Source organism: Granulicatella sp. 20925_1_28 (assembly GCF_041433575.1).
Lineage (GTDB): Bacteria > Bacillota > Bacilli > Lactobacillales > Aerococcaceae > Granulicatella.
Genome location: NZ_JAPWBS010000003.1, coordinates 102,202 through 123,191, shown reverse-complemented (window position 1 = coordinate 123,191; position 20,990 = coordinate 102,202). Strand labels below are relative to the sequence as shown.

Here is a 20,990-nt window from a genome sequence, read left to right as displayed (position 1 = left end):
TTTGCCTCCCCATCTTCTTATAAAAGAAGAACGATAGTTTACTTGACTACCGTTCTATCATAACATATTTGACTTTTATTGACGAATAGTTTAACTCTTTCTTAATCTTCGTAGAATTCAGGTTTTAAAACACCGATACATGGTAAGTTACGGTAGAATTGTTTGAAGTCTAATCCGTATCCTACAACAAATTTGTTAGGAACTTGAACACCAACATAATCTGCTTCGATGGCTTCTTCGCGACGTTCTGGCTTATCTAATAAAGTCACCACTTTTACACTTGCTGCTTGGCGGTGTTTTAATAATTCAACCACGTGTTTTAAAGTACGGCCTGTATCGATAATATCTTCAACGATAATAACATGACGATCTTTAACGCTTTGACCTAAGTCTTTTAAGATACGTACTTCGCCGCTTGATTCGAATTCATTTCCATAACTAGATACATCCATGAAATCAATTTCTAAGTTGCAGTCCATTGCGCGGACTAAATCTGCCATAAAGAAAATAGCACCCTTAAGAATACAAATGACTAACGGATCTTTACCGCGGTAATCTTCCGCTAACGTAGCACCTAATTTCTTGATTGTTTCTTGTAATTGTTCTTCAGATACTAAAATTTCTGACATATCATTTTTTAACATGTGTGCACCTCGTTTTGTTTTCGTAAGATAGAATCATTTTACCAGTTTCCTCTTCAAAGGACAACGGTTTGGCATAGCGATAGCCCAAAATTGCGCGAATTTTTTTCGAGGCGTCTTCCAACACCCAAATTTCCTTGCGTTCTTCGAGTGGAATCTTCGCATTGATAAACCATCTTGAGAGTTTTTGATGCTTGGTTTCACTAGAATCTAGCGCAATCTTGTCTCCTGGTTTTGCATGACGAATCGTCAGCGGGAAGTCCTTTGGATAGACAGGAATAGTAAACTCGGAAGCCGTCTTTCCTGTAGTGAGCAAGATTTGCTCATCTTCATTTGGACGAATTAAGGTATCTTCCGGTTTTTCCAATATATATTCGATATTTGGAACGACTTTTTGACGTCCCTTTTCAAACGAACATTCCTCGTAACGTTTCTTAAACCTCCATCCATTTGAAAGGTCCAGTGTAAGTTGCGCCTTGTCGGAATCAACCTTTTCTAAGATTTGCTCCATCTGCACCACAGAAATCGTTGTGTCCATTTGCATCAGTACTTGTTGCAAGAGCAACCGTTGCATTTCGATTGGTTCTTTTAGGAAAGCTTCGCGATGGAATGTGACTTTTTTCTTTCCTTTTTGGAAGAGCTGTTCTTGTTTTTCTTCTAATATCGGCATCAAGCACGCCACAGCATCCGCAATCATCTGCGCACTCTTTTGGAAATGGCTTCCGGCATTTGGATTTTCCTCTTTTAAAAATGGAATCACATGATGACGATATCTATTTCTTGTATAGTCATCTGATTCATTCGATTCATCTTCTAAATAAGGAACGTCATATTTCTTAGCCTCTTGATAGAGTTCTTTTTTCTCATAAGATAAGAAAGGGCGTAAAATGTTCAACTCTTTTACGTAACGTTTTTCCTTCATTCCAGAAAGACCTTCCAGCGTACTTCCACGCGACCATTTCATCAAAACGGTCTCCAATTGGTCATCTTGGTGATGGGCCAATACTAAATAGTCCGCCTCATGCTTTTTCGTCACTGCGCGGAAGAAATCATATCTAAAATCGCGTAAGGATTTTTCAGAAGCTGTTACGTCCTCTGCTTCTTGCCAATGCTTTGTCTCGATTGGAATTTGATGCAGCTTGCAAAAACGATGAACGAGTTGCTCCTCATCCACGGCTTGCGCTCTCAGTCCATAATTCACATGGGCCACTACGAGTCGATCTTTTGCATCGTCTCCAAATAGAGTGATCATCGCATTCAAAAGAACCATCGAATCGACGCCTCCGGATACGGCAAGCACATATTTTTTCTCAGTATAGTTTTCTACATTTCTTCTAAAAAACGCTGTTAGTTGATGTTGCATTGGCCTCTCCTTTCTGTCAAAAAATCTCCTCCAGTTTTCACCAGAAGAGATTGATGGTTTCATTATGAACGGCGACCGCCACGGCCCCCACGTTTCCCTTCAGTGTTACGTTTCAATGAAGTTAAACGGTCTTCAGAGTCTTTCAAGAAGGAACTCATTAGAGAATCGAAATCTGTTGCTTTTGCTTGCGAAGGAGATTTCTTTTCGTATGGAGCTGAAGTTCTGCCAGCAGAGCGGTTTTTCTTAAAGTCTTGAGAGTCATTACGCGGTGTGAAAGGTTTCTTTGCACGTGGTTTGTCAGAAGAATCTTCTTTTGGTTTATCAACGGCACGACGAATTGAAAGGCTAATTTTGCCATCGTCCGCAATCGTCATGACTTTTACTTTAACCTCGTCTCCAACTTTTAAAACTTCTTTGATATCTTGAATGTATGAATCAGACACCTCGCTGATGTGAACAAGACCTGTCTTACGATCTCCTAAATCCACAAAAACTCCAAAATTTGTAATTCCAGTAACTTTACCAGGGATTACGTTTCCTACTTCGATTGACATATAAAAAGCGTTCCTCCTTCATTATTTCCTTTCCGATACACGCTTGACGTATCAAAAAGATTCATTGCCTAACGGTTTTGAGTTGTCACCTTAACAACAGTTTCCCCTTGTTCGACTTCTTCTTTTGCTTGTTGCGCTTTATGCTCTGCAGTGTCATTTGGCGTGCTGAAGATGATTTCTCCAGTTTTGCTTAAATAATATTCACTACGTGCAAGTTTTGCGATATATTCATCGCTTTGAAGAAGTTCCACTTGCTGTGTTAACGATTCTTTTTGCTTTTCAGCAACTTCTTTTTCAGCCTTCGCTTGTTCAATTTTTTGATCTAATTGATTTGCTTGGCTAAATTGGTTCCCAATCCCGACAATCATTGACCCCGAAATGGCAATCACACCAACTAAAATCAATTTAGTCATTAGTGAGTGACTCTTGAAAACGGGAGTAGAAGGTTTTTTCTGTTTTAACTTGTTGTTCATTGAAATTACATTCGAATTTCTTTGTTGTGTTTCTTGCGTCACCTTAATTGTCTCCTTTTTTACTTATACAAACTGAGTATAACAAGAATGACGCTCATCGTCCATGGTTACACTAAGATTTTTTATAAATTTTTGTAAACTTGCTTTGAAATCAAAAAATGATTCCGCTTTTCCTAACGGATGTCTTCATAATAACTGTAATGTTGCACCGGTTCGAGCCTTCCGTCTCTCACCTTCGAAGCTTCAAACGCGGAGTAAGGTACAAGCCCTACTCCGCGTAATTCACATTCGATGCATATCACATTACTGTTATTATAGAATCCGTTAGTCTTGCGGAATCATTTTTTGCGCAATTTATAAATTTATATTTTTTTGTGTTACCATGAACAGCCACAGAAAAGTGACGTTTCCTAGTTATCTTCCTAGTTTACATCTTCGGTACGGAGTTTCACGCGTTTAATGACCACTTGATTTTCCGTTTCGCGAATGTAGTTTTTCAAGTTTTCGATAATGATTTCTTCGTCATTATGAATGCGAATTACTAGCTCATATTTTTCGCCATCGAGTTCGCGCGCTTCGACTTGAATCGATTGATAATCTTCAAAGTGGCAGTAATTATAAATCGACTGCACAATGGTTGGGTCTGGAATCTCACAGTAAATATTTACCTGACGTTGTTTTCCTTGCAAGATTGGTTGATACGCTAACTTTTGGACGATGACAATAATCGCTGCGCAAAGGGAACCGAAGAACCAGAATCCTCCGCCAATCGCAAGACCAATCCCAGCGGTTGCCCAAATTCCTGAAGCGGTGGTCAGTCCACTCACGCGTTTTTCACGCATGAAGATGATCCCCCCACCGATAAAGCTGATACCGCTGACCACTTGAGCGGCCACACGCGCTGTATCGTAATGCGGTGTATCAACGAAGGCTTCCTTTGATATAATCATCATTAAGCAAGAAGTGAGTGCCACGATCATGTGGGTCTTAACCCCTGCTTGTTTATTTCTGGAGGTACGTTCATAACCGATGGCAAGTCCACAAACACATGAAATTAAAATCGCCAAAAAATGACGCAATTCTATCATTGCGTTAAATGGTTGTAGTATATTGATTGCATTTAAATCCACGGTTTTCCCTCCTTATTTCTTTTAAAAAAGCACTATTTATCTTACTCTTTTTTTATTTTTTTGTCAACAGAAAACGCATTCAAAACAAATAGACGACTACATAAAAAAAGAATACGACAAACTTGCCGTATTCTCCCCTTCATTATAATTCTAGCGGTTCTTCTTTAATGAGCTTTTCTTCTAGAATCGTGAACATTTCCTTAGCGTCTTCTTTTCTCGTTGAGTCCATCAATGCTTCAACTTGGACTAAGACATGTTTGTTCCCGAATTGAATTGCGATTTTATCTCCGACTTTAACGTCTGTTGAAGATTTCGCCACTTTATCATTAATAAACACACGTCCCTTGTCGGCTACTTCTTTCGCAACCGTACGACGTTTAATTAATCGTGATACTTTTAAAAACTTATCGAGTCTCATCATTTTCCTCTTTTCTACTAAATTTACGTAATAAGGTCTTCCCTTTTGGAATTAGAACCCATTCGCGTTTGGTGAATAAATTCCATTTCATCGTTCCTGCCAGGAAAATCACCACTCCTATAACGGCAAAGACGATTGAAAAGACAAAGGCCATCGTTCTGAAATCCTGCAACCCTGCAAAATGCCATGCTCCGTATGATAATACCGAAACAATGACTGTCATGCCAAGCGCAATGCCTGCCAGTAACTGCATAAAGTTTCCGTCACGTAGGACACTAATCATAATCTCTTTTGCAAAAGCCATCATCACAACCATCATCACGCAAAGACCCAGCGCTGTGGCAAGGCTAGCTCCAAGCGTTCCAAACATCGCTACGAATAAGTAGTTCGTACCAGCTTTCACTGCGAGCCCTGCTGTGAGTGCTAGTAGCGTTTTGGGATATTGATGCTGACTTTGGAAAATGCCGTGCAGCGACATAATCACAGATGCAAAGAAAATACTAGTGACGTAGACAAGGAGCACTGCCTGCCCCTGCGCATCTCCAAAGAGTGCGGTATTTAACCACGGCAAGATGGCAATCATCCCCATCGTTGCAACTACCGAGAAGGTCATCGTCATACGAAGAAGTGATGTTGACAGTCTCTTAAATTCCAAGTCATGCTCTTTCTTAAAGGCACGTGATAACATCGGCATATAGCTGGATGAAAATCCGACTCCGACGACCATTCCTAATTGAACAAGCGGCTGCCCTCTATCGTAAATACCTTTGAGGTCTTTTGCGACTTCCGGAAGCATTCCTTGAGTAGTTAATACATTATACACAGAGAACGAATCCACCAATTGGAACAAGACTAAAATCGAACTGAGTAGACAGATGGTTCCTCCTTCAAAGGCAAAGCGTTTAAAGAGATGTCCAAATGTCGGTACTTCCATTTCTACAGGCGTAATCGTCAAGCCGTCGAGTGGATCTTTTGTTTCTTTAACTACATAATACAGCATCACGAGAATCGCAAACACGGCCGCAATCGTCGCACTCGACATCGCCCATGTGCCCATCGTGTAGTAGTCTGAAATCGCGCTGCCAAATAGACTCGCCACGAAGAGAATCACCGCGACACGAACGACCTGCTCCACCACTTGTGAAATGGCAGTCGGCATCATTCGAAAGCTTCCTTGGAAATAACCCCTTGTGATGACCAGAAACGGCATCAATAGAAACATCCACGATACGCTTTGAACGACTGGCAAGAGTTCTACGTCACCCATCCAGTGAGCAATCATTCCAGCCCCCAAATGGAGGAAGGCAAAAATCCCCACTCCGACGAGGCTTGCGATCACGAATAGCTGCTTCAATAATTTCTTTAAATGTGTCGACTCCAAGTATTCCGCGACTACATTGGACACGAATACCGGGAATCCCGTTAACGCAAAGGTCATGCCGATTCCATAAATAGGATACACCTGTTGGTATACATAGAAACCGGTGTTACCTACCATGTTTTGGAAAGGAACTCGGTACACCGCGCTTAAAATCTTAGCAATAAACGCGGCAATCGAGAGCGCAATCGCCCCTTGCATCATCCCTTTACTATTTATCTTCTTCATGTTTTTCCTCATCGCGGGCTAAAATTTCCCCGCATGTTTTTACAAACAGTTTAACTTGCTCCAGCCATAAGTCAACAGGCTTTTGCGTGATATTTAATAAAATCTGAAGACTTTCGCCCTTGTTGGCTACTTGCGCTGGTAATTTCACCGGACCAAGTGCTTCAAAGACTGGCACTCCTTGTAAGCGAGTCGCACTTGGCGGCGCAATCGTAATCGTCACCGAATTGTCTTTCCGTTTAATCGATACGACGTTAATCTCGTTGGCATAATGCTTAATGAGTCCAACTTCTGCTAACGCGCTGACTTCATCTGGGAAGTCCCCGAAGCGGTCGATAAAGTCATCGAGCAATTCTTCATAAGCTTCCACGCTATCAATCGAGCGAATCCGTTTGTACATCTCGATTTTTTGACGTTCGTCTTGAATATAACTTGCTGGAATATACGCATCAATCTGTAAGTCGATTTCAACCGTTTCTTCGTCAGACTTCACTTCTTTCCCTTGTTTCTTCAACACGGCTTCACTTAATAATTGAGAATATAAATCAAATCCGACCGAATCGATAAATCCGTGCTGTTGTTTTCCAAGTAAATTCCCTGCCCCACGAATCGACAGGTCGCGCATGGCAATCTTGAATCCAGACCCAAGTTCTGTAAAGTCGCGCATCGCTTGCAGACGCTTCTCGCTGACTTCGGTTAAGACTTTATCGGGTTGATACATGAGGTACGCATAGGCAATACGGTTTGTACGTCCCACACGTCCACGCAATTGATACAACTGTGAAAGCCCCATATGATCGGCATTTTCAATAAAGAGGGTATTGACGTTTGGAATATCTACCCCGGTTTCGATAATCGTGGTCGTCACTAACACATCGTATTCCCCTTCAATAAATTGGTAGAGAATATTCTCTAGCGTCGTCTCACTCATTTGACCATGAATCACACCCACACGACATCCTGGGACAAGAGCTCTCAATTCATCGGCCTTCTTCTCAATCGTTTCGACACGATTATATAAATAGAAGACTTGTCCGCCACGAGCCATCTCGCGTTCGATGCCGTCACGAATCGTCATCGGGTTTTGTTCCATTACGAAGGTTTGAACCGGATAACGGTTTGCTGGTGGTGTCTCGATAACGGATAAATCACGCACTCCAAGCATGGACATATGGAGCGTTCTTGGAATTGGTGTTGCCGTCAGCGTCAATACGTCCACTTGCGATTTCAATTGTTTCAAACGTTCCTTATGCTTCACTCCAAAGCGTTGTTCTTCGTCGACAATAAGGAGTCCTAAGTCTAGAAACTGCACGTCTTTTGAGAGCAGACGGTGAGTTCCGATAACGATATCAACTGCACCTTTGCGAAGCTTTTCAATCGTTTCTTCTTGTTCTTTTTTACTGCGGAAACGGCTTAATAATCCGATGGTAAATGGATAGTCCGAGAATCGTTGTACGAAATTCTCGTAATGTTGCTCGGCCAGAATCGTTGTTGGTACCAAGACAGCCGCTTGTTTTCCATCCATGACCGCCTTGAAGACCGCACGCATGGCTACTTCCGTTTTCCCGTATCCAACGTCCCCGACAAGCAGACGGTCCATCGGTTTGTCCTTTTGCATGTCTTCCTTAATTTCCGCCACACTTCGCAGTTGGTCTTGCGTTTCTGTGTATGGGAAGGCTTGTTCGAATTCTTGTTGTTCCACCGTATCACGGCTAAACGCATATCCTTTTTCGGCGTCACGTTTGGCATATAATTCGATGAGTTCATCGGCGATATCTTCAATCTTAGCAGTAACTTTACGTTTCGTCTTCGCCCATTCCGTACCGCCCAATTTATTGAGTTTTGGAACTTTAGCATCAGACGACACATATTTTTGAACGAGCTTAATTTGAGAAACTGGGACAAATAGATTCCCACCATCTTGGTAGTGAATCGACATGTAGTCTTGGTGGATGCCACCGATTTCGAGCGTCTCCATTCCTTGGTACACACCGACCCCGTGATTCACGTGAACCACATAGTCTCCAACAGCTAATTCGGTATAACTCTTCAAACGTTCTGCGTTCGAGATTTTTTGATTTCGTGGCGCACGTTTTGTGAGTTTATTGAATAATTCGCGTTCTGTTAAAATGGCAAATTTATCTTCTGGCAGTTCAAATCCATTGTGCATCTTGCCGACCATGATTTGCAGTTGCCCTTCCAGTACCGTCCCGTTTGAAATCACTCTCTTGATTTCAAAATCGGCAAAGGTTTGTTCGACCTTTTGCGCGCGTTTCGCATCATCAACTAAAACGATAACTGTTGCGCCTTGTTTTTTCCAGCGGTCCGCTTCGACTTTCACCATCGGCATTTGCGAGAAGAACTGTGTCATCGTGCGCGTCGTAATCGGATGAATCGCATCGAGCGCGAGTCTTCCGAGCCCTTTTTGGAAAATCGCTAAATACGTTCTCGAGAGCGGACTTTCTTTTAACACTTTTCGTCCATCTTGAACAAGAGACAATCCCGAAGCAATCGCACCCGTTTCGATATGGTGCGTCTTCCAATAGCCTGCCTCTTCTTCTAAGGTTTTACTCTTTTCGATAAAACGAGCGTAGTCATCAATAATGAGGTACGCATCTTTAGCAACATAATCTAATAAGCTAGTCTTCTCAGGATAAATACATTCCAAGAAGTATGTTAAGTTTGATGGGATTTCCCCATTTTCTAATTGCGCATCGATGGCTTGTTGAATATTTTTAACTTGATCTTTTCGTTCTTCACTTTGAGCCGCCTTCACGTCCTTTTCATAAAGCGCATGAATTTTGGCTTGCGCCTTCCAGACAGCTTCCTTTTGCAGTGGTAAGTCTGTGGCTGGTAAAATGCGCACCTCTTGAATCACATCCATTGAACGTTGTGTTTCCGCATTAAACGTACGAATCGAATCCACTTCTGTATCAAAGAAGTCCAGACGTAGTGGATATTCTTGGTCTAATGGATAAATATCGACGATACTTCCACGAAGCGCAAATTCACCAGGAGTCGCGACCATATTTTCACGGCGATACCCTAATTCCACTAACTGCTCTACAAAGGCATCCATCGATTCGATTTCAGACCCCATTGCGAGTTCAATCGAGCTCTTCTTCCATACCGCTGCTGGCACTAAGAGCTTTTGAACCCCAGAGAGCGGCACGATGACAATCCCTTTTTCTCCACGACTTAAGAAATCGAGCGTGCGAATACGTTGGCTCACCACATCTGGCGACACTACAGAGAAATCCGCCGCAAGTGACTCTTCTACCGGGAAGAGATGGACAACCTCATCGTCATACCACTCTGATAACTCTTCGTAGGTTTGCGTTGCTTGTAAGAGCGTTGGCGTCACAATCACTAATTGCTTGTCTAATTTCTCAAATGCGCATGACTCGGCCAAATGTTTTACAGACCCACTAAGCCCTATCACAAGTTGACTCTCGTGAAGCGAAAGTGTATCCAACCACCCTTTAAATCCTTTCAGTTTACTAATGGTTTGGTGCAATAATTGCATAATGTTCTCCTTTTTCCAACGACAAAAAGAGACCGCAAAAAAATTTGCAGCATCTCTTTTCCTCTATTTGTTAATTAAATTGATTCATTGTTTTGACGAAATCGCTCGTTTCAATCCACGAACGAATCGCATCGACACTCTTTTGCACTGCAAAAATAATGTCGTCTTCTTCCTCTTTTTCAAAACGGTTGAGCACATGTCCTACGACCGTACGCCCATCTTTTGGACGACCAACCCCAACCTTAATACGGTTAAACTCGCTAGTACCCAGGCACGAAATAATACTCTTAATTCCGTTATGTCCTCCTGCACTTCCTTTTTGACGAAGACGAATCTTTCCAACTGGCAGATCCATATCATCATAAACAACCAGCAAATCTTCAATTCCAATTTTAAAATAATTCATCAGCGGACGAATCGCTTCCCCCGATAAGTTCATAAACGTCAACGGCTTCATGAAGATGACTTTTTCGCCACCGATTTGTACCTGCGCAAAAACTGCATCGAAGAGTGCCTTATCAAAATCAAACTTCTCTTGATAGGCCACTTCATCCATTGTCATGAATCCGACATTATGTCTTGTCCCTTTATACTTTGCTCCAGGATTCCCTAGACCAACGACTAATTTCATACTTTCACCTATTCTTTTTTCTTCTATCTTGCTATTATACCATACCCCTACACCGTCCCGTTATTAATTCACTTTTTCACGAAATTGTGTTTTTTATGTATTATTTGTCATAAAAAGAGCCTTCTGAAAATCAATTTTCGAAAAATCGTGCTATACTTATTTATGGATATTCCATCACTAATTTTTTAGGAGGTATGAATATGGAAAAATCTCAAAAACATGGTAATAAAGTAATTTTAGTCGGTGACGGTGCCGTTGGTTCTAGTTATGCATACGCACTTGTATTACAAGGGATTGCAGAAGAACTAGGAATTATCGACATCAATTTCGAGAAAACAGAAGGCGATGCGTTAGACTTATCACATGCCTTAGCTTTCAATGCCCCTAAAAAGATTTATGCAGCAACATATGAAGACTGCCACGACGCAGATATCGTATGTATCACAGCAGGTGCTCCTCAAAAACCAGGAGAAACTCGCTTGGACTTAGTTTCTAAAAACTTAAAAATCTTGAAAAACATCGTAGACTCTATTATGGCGAGCGGATTCAACGGAATCTTCCTAATGGCGACTAACCCAGTAGATATCTTAACTTACGCAACTTGGAAATTCTCAGGACTTCCAAAAGAACGCGTTATCGGATCTGGTACTTCTTTAGATAGTGCTCGTTTCCGTCAAACAATCGCTGAATTAGTCGGCGTTGACGCTCGTAACGTTCACGGATATATCATGGGTGAACACGGGGATACTGAATTCCCAGTTTGGTCACATACAAACGTCGGCGGTTTACAAATTTATGAATGGGTTCGTCAAAATCCACACGTAGATGAAGAAAAATTAGTCGAAGTATTCTTCCAAGTACGTGACGCTGCTTATGAAATCATCGCTAAAAAAGGTGCGACTTACTACGGTATCGGTGCTACTCTAGCGCGTATTACAAAAGCAATCTTAAATAACGAACAAGCCATCTTCCCATTATCGGTATATCTTGAAGGTCAATACGGACAAAACGATATTTTTATCGGAGCTCCAGCCGTTATCGGACGTGAAGGAATTCGTCAAATCATCGAAATTCCTCTAGCTGACTCTGAACAAGAAAAAATGGACTTATCTGCAAAAACATTGAAATCCATCTTACACGATGCTTTCGAAAAATTAGAAGCAGAAAACAACTAATGAAATCACAAAAACACCGTACCAAGAAAATTTCTTGGTACGGTGTTTTTCATTTTCTTAAAATAACGCAAATAGCGGTACAAGTAGAATCGGCATAAAAATGGCTGGCAAGAAGTTTAATACTTTAATCTTCGTAATCCCTAGTAAGTTCATCGCTAAACCAACTAAAAGAACCGACCCAACCGCGGACATCGATACGGTTACCACATCATTCAAATGAGGAGCCACTAGTTGAGACAAGCCCACTAAAATTAACTCATATGCAATGACCGCCACTGCAGAAAGCCCTACTCCAATCCCTTCCGTTGCCGCAAGGAAAATTGAAGTAATCCCATCTAATACCGACTTCGTTTGAAGCAATGCTGGATCTCCAGTAATTCCTAACTGGATAGACCCCATTGTGGCAAGTGCCCCCACGCAGAAAATCATCACTGCCGCAACGAACCCTTCTCCGATATTTAAATTGTTTTCTTTGCCTTTTGAACCCTTCTCTTGAAGCCAGTCTGAGAACTTACGTACTCGCTCCTCCATTTGAAGCCCTTCTCCGACAACTCCACCGCATACAAGCGATAAAATCATAATCAAGCTATTCGGGATTTGAATCGCGCCTTTAATTCCAACTAGGAATACACATAGCGCTAACCCTTGCATGATATGTTGCGCAAAACGCTCTGAAATAATGTGTCGTAAAAACACACCCGCAAGCGCTCCGATGACAATTGCTGTTCCATTTATTAATATAATCACTCGAAAAACTCCTTCATTTAAACTGTCACGTGAAGGAATTTCTCTCCTTACACTATTCCACAAACAAACTTTGCGGATCTTCAAAAGGACTTGCCCCGTCCTCTTCAGTCTCGTGTTTTCTCTCTAAGAAGTACACTTCCTCAATCACCACTTCAGTCACATACACCTCTTGATGATTCTTGTTAGTGTAGCGACGGGTATTGAGTCGCCCTTCCACGCCAATGCGGTCCCCTTTTTTGACAAACTTGCCAATCCGTTCCGCAATTTTGCCCCAGGCGACCACTTGGATAAAGTGTGAATGATAGGAATCATCGCTGTTACGGTACACATTTTGCACCGCGATGGTATTATTAAACACACTCTTTCCGGAAGGTTGAAGCTGTTGCACCTCTACCTCTTTGACAACACGACCAATTAAAGATACTAAGTTCATAAGACGAACCTCCTATAGTTTTTTCTATGGTAAGCTACGCCCCACATCCTCTAATTGGCTTTTCCTTCTTCTCTTAATTTTTGAGAAAATTCTGAAATCTTACGCAGTCTGTGGTTTACTCCTGATTTTGAGATAGGGCCAGAAGGTAACATTTCGCCTAACTCTTTCAAACTAATTTCTGGATTCTCTAAACGGATTTTTGCAATATCCGATAATTTATCCGGCAAGGCATCTAGTCCCACCGTATCTTCAATATATTGAATCTCTTCGATTTGACGAGTGGCTGCGTTCACCACTTTATTAATATTGGCATTCTCGCAGTTCACTAAACGATTCGCCGTATTTCTCATATCGCGAATGATTCGGATATCTTCAAAATGCAGCATCGCCTTGGAAGCATGAATCACGGCAAGGAAGTCCGCGATTTTCTCGGCTTCTTTCAAGTACGTGATATACCCCTTACGACGCTCAATCGTTCTGGCATTCAACCCAAACGCATTCATCATCTGACAAATATCGTCGTTATGTTCTTCGTAAATCGAATAAATCTCTAAGTGATAACGGCTTGTTTTCGGGTCATTAATCGAACCGCCCGCCAGAAACGCCCCACGAAGGTAGGCACGCATCTTCTCTTCGTCTTCACGAACATTTTCTGGAACGCGCATATTAAATAAGCCGCTCGACTTGATATTCAAGTCTTCCAGAATCTCTTCTGTTCCGTGTTTTAAACGTACGATATACACATTGTTCTTCTTCAGTTTCATCTTACGGCGAACTAAGAGTTCACTTTCCACTTGATAATACTTCTTCAAGAGCACATAAATCCGTCTGGCAATCGTCGCGTTTTCCGTTTGGATATTTAAAATCAATTGACGATTCAAAATCCCAACCGCCCCATTCATTCGAATGAGCGCCGCAAGTTCATATTTTGAATAATCATATTGCACTTCTAGTTGCGTTAGTTCTTGTTTTGTTTCTGCAGCAAATGATAATAAGGACACAGGCCTCCTCCTTTCTCTTCTAGTCATGTTGAAGGAGCCAAGAGGAAGTCTTGGCTCCTATTTTATTTGTTATTATTCAATTCGTGCACTTTGTAGGAGTCGGAATAATTCATCGATGACTTTTTCACCATCATGGTATACGCCTTTTTCGCGTAATTTAATAAAGTCAGACGACACTACTCGGCATCCCTCATCGCGCAATCCTTGGAAGTCGTACTTCACTTGGTAAAGATACTCTTCGTTCTTTTGTTGATTTAAGTACTCTTCTGGCACTGCCTCTGTATTCACAAGAACAGTGTCAATAAATTTAGTTCCTAAATGGTCATGCAGCACGCGTACATGATCTGCATCGGTAAAGTGTTCCGTTTCACCAAGTTGCGTCATGATGTTACAGATGTACACCACTTCCGCTTTCGTTTCACAAACGGCTTGACCGATATCGCTAATCATTAAGTTTGGCAAGATACTAGTATAAAGACTACCAGGTCCTAGTACAACCATATCGGCTTCCATAATCGCATTGATGACTTCACGTGCCGCCATTGGAGTTTGGCTTTCATCGGGTTTACGATTTTCATCGTAACAATGCACGGAAACTCGCTTAATCTTCTTGCGATATTTAACAAGTTCCGCTTCCCCGTCCACAATCGTTCCATCTTGGAATTCAGCACGTAATAATAATGGCTCTTCAGCGGCAGGATACACATGTCCTTCCACCGCCATCATACGGCTTAGGAGACGAATCGCATCGAAAATATTTCCACGCATCTCTGTTAAGGCCGCAATAATTAAGTTTCCAATCGCATGTCCGGCGAAGAATTGATCGTCGGAATTGAAACGATATTGGAAAATTTCTTTTTGTAAAGCGTTCATCGGAGAAAGAGCAATCATACAGTTTCGAATATCTCCTGGTGGCACAACGTTCATATAATCTCGAATGATTCCTGAACTTCCACCATCATCGGCAACCGTTACAATCGCAGTCACATCCGCATCTCTCTTACGAAGATTTCTCAGTAGAACTGGAAGCCCTGTTCCTCCACCAATAACGGTGATTTTCGGGCCTTTCTTCCTCGGAGGGTTCGGTGTTACCTCGAACATCATGAGCGTCCATTCCCTTCTTTACGACGGTCTTTGTCACGATGAGAGATTTTCACGTTATAAGAGTCTGATAATAATTCGCGTCCGATACGTTCCGCAAAAGCTACAGAACGGTGTTGACCACCAGTACATCCGATGGCAATCGTCACGCTAGATTTTCCTTCTTTTTTGTAGCCAGGAATTGAGAAGTCGAGTAAGTCCATCAATTTGTGATAGAACGTCTTCGCTTCTGGTTGGCTCATGACATAATCATACACAGGTTCATCTAATCCAGTTAATGGACGTAACTCTGCAATATAGTGTGGATTTGGTAAGAAACGTACATCCATCACGACATCCGCATCGATTGGAAGTCCGTATTTAAATCCAAATGACATCACTTGAATTGTGAAAATTCCTTCGCTGCCTGTAGAGAAAGCTTGCATGATTTCTTCACGTAATTTACGAGGTGAAAGATTTGTTGTATCAATCACTTTTTGCGCACGTGTCTTAATGTCTTGCAATAAACGACGTTCCGCAATAATGCCATCGTAAATACGACCATCACTTGCTAGAGGGTGCGTTCTTCTTGTTTCTTTGTAACGAGAAACAAGCGCGTCATCGCTCGCTTCTAAGAATAAAATTTTTGTTGTAATAAATGATGTGTTATCAAGGCCTGCAATAGCGGACATGATTTCATCAAAGAATGCGCGTGAACGTAAGTCGATTACGAGCGCAATTTTTGTAATTTTTCCTGATTCTTTTACTAATTCCCAAAATTTTGGTAGAAGACTTGGTGGCATATTATCGACACAGAAATATCCCATGTCTTCGAAACTTTGCATTGCAACAGTTTTCCCTGCCCCACTCATACCTGTAATGACGACTAATTCTAGTTGATCTACTGCCATTGTCATTCTCCTATCTCAAACGATATTGTTATCTTTACAATTATAACACATCCGGGCGTGTCATTGTTAACTTTTTAGCGAAAACACCCCTTTTATCGCACAAAAAAACGAGGGTTCCCCCTCGCTTTCATTAATCTTTCACTTGCATCACTTCAGACGGAATCTGAATATGAACCGTTGTCCCTTCTCCAACAGTCGAGTCTACACTGAGTTTAACGCCTAATCGCTTGGCAATCTCTGCAGATAAGTAGAGGCCTAGCCCCGTCGATTGGTGGTTCACACGACCATTGTAGCCACTAAATCCACGTTCAAAAATCCGTTTAATGTCGTAAGGAGCAATCCCGATTCCCGTATCTTCAATCGTTAACGTATCTTCTTCAAAAAGAATACGAATCGTTCCCTCTTCAGGTGTATACTTCACCGCATTCGATAATACTTGCTCTGTGATAACGCCTAACCACTTTGAGTCGGTCACCACTTTTTTCCCTGTAGGATTATAGTCCAAATGCAATTTCTTCGAAATAAAGAAGGTCGCATATTTCTTCAATAGTGGACGAATCACTTCATCGATAGAAATCGTTGAAATCGATAAGTCTTGATGGAAACTTTCCATCCGAACATAATGTAGTGCTAGTTCTGTATAGGTCGTAATCCGAACGAGTTCTTGACTCAATAAAGATTTCTCTGACGTTTGCGGCAACTCACGAATCAGCAACTGACTCGCAGCGATACTCGTTTTAATTTGATGCGCCCATAAAGTATAATAGTCCACATCTTCCTTGCGAAGTTGCTTCATCTTTGTACTTAACCCTCGCATATCCGACTTTTCTTGTTGGATGGCCTCATATAAATGACTCACAACGGGCGAAAATCCATCCTCTAGCGTCGTCACTTCCTGCTGCAAACTTCGAACGACTTCTTTATACTTTCTCCAATCATGCCACAAAAGTGCACCCGCGACTACCAAAAGAAAAAAGGCTAGTAAAAATAAATAATAGCCGACTTCTGAACTTAGCCAATTAAAGACGAAGAAGAACCCAATCGAAAACACTTCGATGAAGACCAGCGCTCCAAGTAAGAAGGCATGCGATTTGAACCAAGTCATACTAAATTCCACTTTTGTTTTCATTCAATCACTTCCGCCAATCCATACCCGACGCCTTTTTTCGTCGTGATTAATTTTTCTAACCCGATTTCTCCCAGACGTTTTCGCAAACGAGCAACCGTCACGGACAAGGTATTATCATCGACAAACACATCACTATTCCACAATGCATTCATTAAATCTTCTCTTGGCGCAATGTCCCCTTGCTTTTCAAACAATACGCGCAAAATAATAAATTCATTCTTCGACAATTCAATAACATTGCCCTCATACGAAACTTTTCCGCTTCCCAGTTGCAAGGCAATCCCCTTATATTCCAGCCAGTCTTTTTGCTGAACGAACTCATAACTACGACGCATCATCCCTTGGATTTTTGCGACTAATACACTCGGCTCAAATGGTTTTGTCATATAATCATCCGCGCCCATATTGATCGACATCACAATATCCATCGCTTGATCCCTGGACGACAAGAACATAATCGGCACCTGAGACACCTTACGAATCTCTTGGCACCAATAATAGCCATTATAAAACGGCAATGTAATATCCAAAATCACCAACTGCGGATTAACTGCTAAAAATTGAGTGTACACTTGCGAAAAGTCTTCCACAGCAACGACTTCATAATTCCATTTTTCTAATTCTTGTACAATTGCATCTCGAATGACTTTTTCATCTTCGACAATCATTATTGTTTGCATACACTCACCTCGTTTTCATTGTAACATCTTTCCAATCCACAGAAAACCATCTATTTCCTAATTTCTCGTATCATTTCCCATAAAGTCGTTTGATTCTCTTGCTCTGTTCCAATTTCATATACGAAGCCATCGGACTCGTCACGACCAAAGATAAAGAGCTCTACCGGCTGCGACTCGTCGATCCCCAAAATCCGACTGACCACTGGAAGTTGAATGTTATATTTCAGATAAAATGTATTATCCCCAGTAGAACTTTCTTCTTTCTTTGTATAATTCTTATTTACCAATTTTGCCTTTGCCAAAATATCTTTATTCAATTGCAATTCCTGGAATACGAACTTTCCTTGTGGCCAGAGTTTTTTCGCCTCTTCTTCGTTTTCAAAAACAAACTGCCCATCCACATATTGGAACGGTATACTTTTCTCTTCTTCCTTAGTTTTAGAATTGAGCTGCTTAATCGTTCCAACTAGCAGCTTCCCTTTTTCCCTAGCCTCAAGATAAACAAATACATTCGTGTCATCGACTACACGCATCTGACTTACAGTAAATCCATTCGGAAACTGCTCAAATAAATCTTCAATATTTTTCGTCGGATAAACACGACTCAATTCTTTCCCCGCTAGCTCTTCAAGATACCCACGACTTTCGTGACCCTGGCATCCCACTAACATCGTCACGCATAACATCAATAGCCCAATCCACGACCATTTCTTTAACTTCACACACAAAACCTCACTTTGCAATTCAGTGCCTTCATCATACCATATCCCGCCTATACCGTAACATTCCCTAACAAAATCCTAAACTTTTAAAATTCTAACATAAGAATCTCCAATCCCTTTTAAGCACTTTCCCATTTCGAATGAAGGAATATTTGTTCTAACTTCATCGAATCAACACAACAACTTAAGCGCTAATAACACGGAAAACTCCTCAGAGGTTATAGAAAGCATTATAGGGAATCATAACCAATGTGAATTACAGTCTCTAGAAATTCATTTCGTAGAGACTGTTTGAAGCTTGGTAGGTTTGAGACCTAAGACTCAAACCGGTATCCTATAATGCTTTTCTATAACAAACTCTGAGGAGTTTGAAGTGTCTTTATATTATTTCACCACAGTCTTAAAGTTGTTGTTGACTGTTGCTTCGATGACTGGATGTTTGCGCAAGTATTCCGCAATGAGCTCCGTCATGTCAATCTGCACCTCACGCACAATCTTCTCTGGCTTAAACATACTATAGTTTCCGCCACCAACTGCACGATATTGGTTTGTCACTACTTCTAATTCATCCGTATCTTGAACAGGTTTGCCATGATACTCTAAGCGAGTTACACGGTCGCCGAATGGTCTAGTGAAGTCTAATGTGTACTCGATTCCTTCGTACATATCGTAGTTATAGAATTGAGGTTTTGGTTCCACATATTTAGGATTGAAGACCGCTTGTCCGTTTTCGACGATGAAATAAGTCGCCACACGCTCAAGTGCCGCTTTCAAGTCCGCACCGCTCACTTTTAGAACGGCTAAAGTATTTGGATAAATGTAGTTCGTAATCACGTCACGCATACGGATTTCTGAGTTGAATCCACGTCCGTCATTGTTGAATAATGCAGTTCCTGAGATATCCGCACCACTGGCTTCCATTTGAACCTTATTGATAAATTCAATATATGGATGCTCGCTTAAACGTGCTGCATGTGGATCTTTAATTGTCATATCTCCAACAACTTTTCCAACTGGAGTATCTAACCAATCTTCCACTTCCGCTTGTAAATCGCTAAACATTTCTAATACGACTGGATCTGCTGGCACATCTTCTGTTGGGTGAAGTTTTGCTTCGCTTGAGATGACTGTATACTTCCCGTCTACTTTTTCCACTTCTAAGCTGATTTCACCTACATATGCGCCGCGGTATCCTGGTTGAATCACTGGCACGCCATTCACTTTTTGTGCAATCACACGGTGTTGGTGTCCTGTCACTAACGCATCGATTCCTTCTACTTGCGTCGCAATCGCATACCCTTCGTTTTCTCCTGTTAAGAGTTCTGTTGGGTCACCGCATGAAAGGTCGCACTCGAATCCTCCGTGGTAAGTTACAACGACAACGTCCGCCACTTTACGCATTTCTGGAACGTATTTCTTCGCTGTTTCCAACGCGCTCACGAATACTAAATCTTTCACCGTTGCAGGTTGTTCCCAATTTGGAATATATGGCGTTGTAATTCCTAAAACTGCGATTTTCACGCCGTCTTTCTCGAACACTTTGTAAGGTTCGCCAAACGCTGGCTTGCCATCTTTTGTTAAAATGTTTGAGCAAAGAATTGGGTGGTTATAAGACGCAATCGCTTCTCTTAAGTAGTCCAACCCATAGTTAAACTCGTGATTTCCTAGAATTCCTAAGTCATAGTTTAAATAGTTCAATACTTTTGTTAAATCACTTGCTACTTTTGAATCTTGTTTACGAACATAGTAGCTTAATGGTGATCCTTGAATGAAGTCCCCATTTTCGATTTGAATCACAGGCCCGTTCGCTTCTTCTTTTAATCGACGAATCACAGTCGCAGCCTTCGCCGTACTGAATCCTAAGTCCATGTTTCTTTCTGTATAGTTTGTCGGTAACACGTACCCATGCATATCACTAGTTTCAATAATTTTAATTTCCATAATGCGCCTCACTTTCTACAAATTCACACACTATTGTACCATAAAAAAGCCCTATCACAAAGGTTTCTCTGTCTGCAGTATTTCTGCGATTTTATCAAATGTCTTCCCATTTCTAATCGTAATCGTCTTATAAAATGGTTGCTTCAAAATCTTTTTATGGTAAGTCGTTTTTTGATACTCTGCCTCATCGATTTTCGCCCAAAAGACTGCACATTTCCCGACATAGACTCTCTCGTTATAAAACTCAGACTCTCCTACAAATCGGATAACCTCACTCGCATCTGTCCCCCGTGAGAAAAACAAAATATCTTTTCTGGCAAACTCATCCTTCCACCAATCCGGAAGCCCCGCCATTTCTTCTAAGTATTCCTCTTTTGAAAGCAGCACAAACGGAATCGTAAAGTCGTAATTCTCTTCTAGCATCTTTTCAACCTTCAAAACGATATTTTCTACACTCTCATCGCTTGCAAAAAATAAGTTCCCGCTATTAATGTACGAATCCACATCGCTGAACCCTTCACGTCTGAGCAATTCCTTCAATTCGCTCATCACGACTTTATTTTTTCCACCAACATTGATGCCTCTTAATAAAAGCACATACCGCATCCGACTCACCTCTCTTGTCGCCCCATTATAGCACACTCTCCATGAAACGCGTTCACCCTATCCCCGCACCGGTCCTTCGTGAATGAGGAACACAATCTAAAGAAAGCCTCTCAACTTTCCTCAGCTTTGTTGTGTGGAAATCACTTCAGGAGGCTTTTAGGTGTACGCCTTGTACATCGATTGCGACGGAAACAGCGGTTTTGTTGAAAGATTAGTGAGAACATCC

21 protein-coding genes and 1 pseudogene are annotated in these 20,990 nt (G+C 41.5%); 2 read left to right on the top strand and 20 right to left on the bottom strand.

Annotated features, from left to right (window positions below; translation table 11 throughout):
* Positions 1-101: 101 nt before the first annotated feature.
* From hpt to O3793_RS03145, 7 genes are all read right to left on the bottom strand, one after another.
* Positions 102-644 carry a hypoxanthine phosphoribosyltransferase gene (gene hpt / locus O3793_RS03175; protein ID WP_048711725.1) on the bottom strand — a complete coding sequence of 181 codons (543 nt, stop codon included), beginning with the start codon at positions 642-644 and terminating at the stop codon, positions 102-104.
* Positions 631-2,004, bottom strand: coding sequence for a tRNA lysidine(34) synthetase TilS (tilS, locus tag O3793_RS03170; protein ID WP_371445574.1), 1,374 nt, complete (start codon positions 2,002-2,004; stop codon positions 631-633). Before tilS ends, hpt begins: the two co-directional genes overlap by 14 nt.
* 62 nt (positions 2,005-2,066) lie before the next feature.
* Positions 2,067-2,558, bottom strand: coding sequence for a S1 domain-containing RNA-binding protein (locus O3793_RS03165; RefSeq protein WP_371445572.1), 492 nt, complete (start codon positions 2,556-2,558; stop codon positions 2,067-2,069).
* Between the two features lie 68 nt (positions 2,559-2,626).
* Entirely contained in the window at positions 2,627-2,971 is a 345-nt protein-coding gene (locus O3793_RS03160) for a septum formation initiator family protein (protein WP_371445570.1), read from the bottom strand.
* Positions 2,972-3,453: 482 nt separating this feature from the next.
* Positions 3,454-4,161 carry an MgtC/SapB family protein gene (locus O3793_RS03155; RefSeq protein WP_371445569.1) on the bottom strand — a complete coding sequence of 236 codons (708 nt, stop codon included), beginning with the start codon at positions 4,159-4,161 and terminating at the stop codon, positions 3,454-3,456.
* 142 nt (positions 4,162-4,303) lie between these two features.
* Positions 4,304-4,579: an RNA-binding S4 domain-containing protein gene (locus tag O3793_RS03150; RefSeq protein WP_048782159.1), complete on the bottom strand. Its 276-nt coding sequence runs from the start codon at positions 4,577-4,579 to the stop codon at positions 4,304-4,306.
* Complete coding sequence (locus tag O3793_RS03145) at positions 4,566-5,162, bottom strand: polysaccharide biosynthesis C-terminal domain-containing protein (RefSeq protein WP_371445602.1); 597 nt, start codon at positions 5,160-5,162, stop codon at positions 4,566-4,568. The genes O3793_RS03150 and O3793_RS03145 overlap by 14 nt, the downstream gene beginning before the upstream one ends.
* On the opposite strand from O3793_RS03145, the gene O3793_RS03140 reads away from it, so the two are divergent.
* Positions 5,129-5,227 (top strand): hypothetical protein, encoded by a 99-nt coding sequence (locus O3793_RS03140; protein WP_371445600.1) that lies wholly within the window; start codon positions 5,129-5,131, stop codon positions 5,225-5,227. The two genes, O3793_RS03145 and O3793_RS03140, sit on opposite strands and share 34 nt — an antisense overlap.
* Positions 5,228-5,264: 37 nt before the next feature.
* Here the strand turns inward: O3793_RS03140 and O3793_RS03135 are convergent.
* The 3 genes and pseudogenes from O3793_RS03135 to pth all read right to left on the bottom strand — a co-directional run.
* Positions 5,265-6,158 (bottom strand): annotated as a pseudogene (locus O3793_RS03135) (oligosaccharide flippase family protein); the annotation flags it as partial.
* A gap of 10 nt (positions 6,159-6,168) precedes the next feature.
* Positions 6,169-9,708 (bottom strand): transcription-repair coupling factor, encoded by a 3,540-nt coding sequence (gene mfd, locus O3793_RS03130; RefSeq protein ID WP_371445566.1) that lies wholly within the window; start codon positions 9,706-9,708, stop codon positions 6,169-6,171.
* A 70-nt stretch (positions 9,709-9,778) separates the two neighbouring features.
* Positions 9,779-10,339, bottom strand: a complete 561-nt coding sequence (pth, locus tag O3793_RS03125; protein ID WP_371445564.1) for an aminoacyl-tRNA hydrolase — start codon at positions 10,337-10,339, stop codon at positions 9,779-9,781.
* A 200-nt stretch (positions 10,340-10,539) separates the two neighbouring features.
* Here pth and O3793_RS03120 point away from each other — a divergent pair, with 200 nt between their 5' ends.
* Complete coding sequence (locus O3793_RS03120) at positions 10,540-11,514, top strand: L-lactate dehydrogenase (protein ID WP_371445563.1); 975 nt, start codon at positions 10,540-10,542, stop codon at positions 11,512-11,514.
* Positions 11,515-11,571: 57 nt separating this feature from the next.
* On the opposite strand, the gene O3793_RS03115 is transcribed toward O3793_RS03120, so the two are convergent.
* From O3793_RS03115 to O3793_RS03070, 10 genes are all read right to left on the bottom strand, one after another.
* Positions 11,572-12,261, bottom strand: coding sequence for a DUF554 domain-containing protein (locus O3793_RS03115; RefSeq protein ID WP_371445561.1), 690 nt, complete (start codon positions 12,259-12,261; stop codon positions 11,572-11,574).
* 52 nt (positions 12,262-12,313) lie between these two features.
* Complete coding sequence (locus O3793_RS03110) at positions 12,314-12,694, bottom strand: single-stranded DNA-binding protein (RefSeq protein WP_048712365.1); 381 nt, start codon at positions 12,692-12,694, stop codon at positions 12,314-12,316.
* A gap of 50 nt (positions 12,695-12,744) precedes the next feature.
* Complete coding sequence (whiA, locus tag O3793_RS03105) at positions 12,745-13,695, bottom strand: DNA-binding protein WhiA (RefSeq protein WP_285251531.1); 951 nt, start codon at positions 13,693-13,695, stop codon at positions 12,745-12,747.
* Positions 13,696-13,767: 72 nt separating this feature from the next.
* Positions 13,768-14,799 carry a uridine diphosphate-N-acetylglucosamine-binding protein YvcK gene (yvcK, locus tag O3793_RS03100; protein WP_371445558.1) on the bottom strand — a complete coding sequence of 344 codons (1,032 nt, stop codon included), beginning with the start codon at positions 14,797-14,799 and terminating at the stop codon, positions 13,768-13,770.
* Positions 14,796-15,692: an RNase adapter RapZ gene (gene rapZ / locus O3793_RS03095; protein ID WP_285251529.1), complete on the bottom strand. Its 897-nt coding sequence runs from the start codon at positions 15,690-15,692 to the stop codon at positions 14,796-14,798. Before rapZ ends, yvcK begins: the two co-directional genes overlap by 4 nt.
* Positions 15,693-15,816: 124 nt before the next feature.
* A complete protein-coding gene (locus O3793_RS03090; protein WP_371445556.1) occupies positions 15,817-16,815 on the bottom strand; it encodes a sensor histidine kinase in 999 nt (332 codons plus the stop codon).
* Positions 16,812-17,495, bottom strand: coding sequence for a response regulator transcription factor (locus O3793_RS03085; protein ID WP_048712357.1), 684 nt, complete (start codon positions 17,493-17,495; stop codon positions 16,812-16,814). Before O3793_RS03085 ends, O3793_RS03090 begins: the two co-directional genes overlap by 4 nt.
* Before the next feature lie 50 nt (positions 17,496-17,545).
* Positions 17,546-18,217: a hypothetical protein gene (locus O3793_RS03080; protein WP_371445555.1), complete on the bottom strand. Its 672-nt coding sequence runs from the start codon at positions 18,215-18,217 to the stop codon at positions 17,546-17,548.
* Between the two features lie 384 nt (positions 18,218-18,601).
* On the bottom strand, positions 18,602-20,158 hold the full coding sequence (locus O3793_RS03075) for a bifunctional UDP-sugar hydrolase/5'-nucleotidase (protein ID WP_371445553.1): 1,557 nt from the start codon (positions 20,156-20,158) through the stop codon (positions 18,602-18,604).
* A 54-nt stretch (positions 20,159-20,212) separates the two neighbouring features.
* Entirely contained in the window at positions 20,213-20,764 is a 552-nt protein-coding gene (locus O3793_RS03070) for a DUF1697 domain-containing protein (RefSeq protein WP_371445551.1), read from the bottom strand.
* Between the last annotated feature and the right edge of the window lie 226 nt (positions 20,765-20,990).